Here is a 2,458-nt window from a genome sequence, read left to right on the forward strand (position 1 = left end):
CCCCCACAAGGAAAAGAACAAGCAGATTCAATTGCTTGAGGGTGAGCTACCCTCTCCGGTCAACCCGCCGGAGGGCTGTGTGTTCCGTACCCGCTGCCCTCATGCTATCGCGGACTGCGCGCAGCAGGTACCGAGACTGGAGGGCAGGGAAGATCACCAGAGTGCCTGCCTTCGCACTGCGGAGCTGCTGACATAAAGCCTGGTCTGCTGGGATGATAAGGGCGCGGCCCGTCAGGCCCTGTGGTGACCTGTGGGCAGGACGAGTGTGTCATACGTGGCGATGGCTGGTGATATATTGTATCGTGCATCCAGATTGCACTATGCAGTAGTTTTCCCTGGAGGAGCGGATGAATGCACCCGTCGCGCAACTAGCCGTGAATGCCATAGCGGTCGAGAATCTCCGGTTTAGTTACGGAGGTGCCCCAATTGCCCTGGACATTCCCCACTGGCAGGTGCCGCAGGGCAGCCACGTTTTCCTGCGCGGCCCGTCCGGATCGGGAAAATCCACGCTGCTCAACCTGCTCTCGGGAACCCTGGCTCCGCCAAAGAATCAAGCTGCAACACAGCTGCAGATTTTCGGGCAATCTCTGGCGGCATTGAGCAATCGCCGCCGGGACAGATTTCGCGCGGAGCATATCGGCGTGGTATTCCAGCAGTTCAACCTGATTCCGTACCTGAGCGTCCTGGACAACCTCCGCCTCGCGGCCCATTTCGGTCGGGGCGGTGATGTGCGTGACCGCGCCGAGTCGCTACTGCAGCAGCTGAAGCTTCCGTTGAGTCTGCTGTCGCGGCAGGCGCAGGCGCTCAGTGTCGGGCAACAGCAGCGTGTCGCCATTGCCCGCGCGCTAATCAACCGGCCGCAGCTGCTGCTGGTAGATGAGCCCACTTCCGCACTGGATCGGGACGCCCGCGACGCCTTCGTGGATATTCTGCTGCAAAGCTACTCTGGTGTTGAGAACACCCTGATTTTTGTCAGTCACGACACGACGCTGGCACAGCACTTCCCGGTAGTTGCAGATATGCGAGACCTGAACCAGGCGTGGAAGCTGGAGGCTGCGGATGTTACTTAAATTGGCCTGGCGCAGCCTGATGTTCCGCAAGGGCAGCGTATTGCTGGCAGTGCTCTCGGTGGCGGTGAGTCTGTTCGTGTTGCTCGGTGTAGAGCAGGTTCGCAAGCAGGCTCGTGATAGCTTCAACCGCACTGTGTCCGGTGTCGATCTGATTGTCGGCGCGCGCACCGGGGAGTTGAACCTGCTGCTTTACAGCGTGTTTCGCATTGGTACACCCAGTAACAACATTTCCTGGCAGGCCTATCGCGACATTGCCCAACAGCCCCGTGTCGCCTGGACAATCCCTATATCGCTGGGGGACTCGCACCGCGGTTACCGTGTAGTGGGGACCACGGAAGACTTTTTCAGTCGTTATAAATACGGACAGGGGAGGGCGCTGGCACTCGCCAGTGGACGTGCGTTTGAGGAAACCTTCGATGTGGTGCTGGGTGCAAGCGTGGCAAAACAGCTGGAATACCAGGTAGGAGATTCCCTGGTCCTGGCGCATGGGCTTGGCAGCACCAGTTTCAGCATGCATGAAGGGCATCCGTTCAGGGTGAGCGGTATTCTGGAACCTACCGGCACTCCGGTGGATCGCGCGCTTTATGTAAGCCTGGAGGGAATAGAGGCGGTGCACAGACCTGATGCTGACGCGCACTCTGATCTTACACCCAGCAGCATCACAGCTTTTATGCTCGGCCTGGATTCCCGCGTCGCCAGCTTCCAGTTACAGCGACAGATCAACCAGTATCGCGGTGAACCATTACTGGCCATTTTGCCGGGCATCACGCTCTCGCAACTCTGGCAAATGCTGGGTGTGGTGGAAAATATCCTGCTACTGATCTCGGCGATGGTCGTGCTGGCCTCGCTGCTGGGGCTGAGCATCATGTTGCTCGCATCGATGCGAGAGCGGCAGCGGGAGCTGGCATTGCTGCGTGTTATCGGCGCAGGGCCGCTTCAGTTGTTCTTTCTGATTCAGGCAGAGGCATTACTGGTTGTGCTTCTGGGTGCGGCCATCGCTGTTGGGGCGATATACCTCGGCCAGTGGATAGTCGAACCGATTCTGGGTGCACAGTTTGGTATCTACCTGATGGACATGCCCCTGGCGGGGCAGTCACTGATATTACTCGCGGGGGTTGTGCTGGCCACGCTGGTGGTTGCGCTGATACCCGCGTCTGGTGCCTACCGTCAGTCGTTGCAACGCGGGCTGCAGAGCTAGGTAGGCGCAAGCGTCGTTGGGGTGGGTAATTGTGCTGGGCTTATAAATGATATCGCCGATGGTCATGCGTGGATTCAGGGATGCCAGGGGATCCTGAATCCACGTATGACCATCGGGGATATTATTGCAGAACCGTTACGTACCTTGCGTCCGGATATCGCCAAACATGATGTGACCGAGCGCGTCCAGG

General features: G+C 58.7%; 3 protein-coding genes. All 3 read left to right on the forward strand.

All coding sequences use genetic code 11. The features are described 5' to 3' along the window. Window positions 1-196, forward strand: a 196-nt coding sequence (locus AWR36_RS15915; RefSeq protein ID WP_332835519.1) for an oligopeptide/dipeptide ABC transporter ATP-binding protein, incomplete at its 5' end; no start/stop codon positions are given. 151 nt (window positions 197-347) lie between these two features. Beyond that, complete coding sequence (locus AWR36_RS15920; RefSeq protein ID WP_067087477.1) at window positions 348-1,070, forward strand: ABC transporter ATP-binding protein; 723 nt, start codon at window positions 348-350, stop codon at window positions 1,068-1,070. After that, entirely contained in the window at window positions 1,060-2,268 is a 1,209-nt protein-coding gene (locus AWR36_RS15925; RefSeq protein ID WP_067087482.1) for an ABC transporter permease, read from the forward strand. The genes AWR36_RS15920 and AWR36_RS15925 overlap by 11 nt, the downstream gene beginning before the upstream one ends. Window positions 2,269-2,458 lie beyond the last annotated feature (190 nt).

The organism is Microbulbifer flavimaris (assembly GCF_001641755.2).
Classification (GTDB): Bacteria; Pseudomonadota; Gammaproteobacteria; order Pseudomonadales; family Cellvibrionaceae; genus Microbulbifer; species Microbulbifer flavimaris.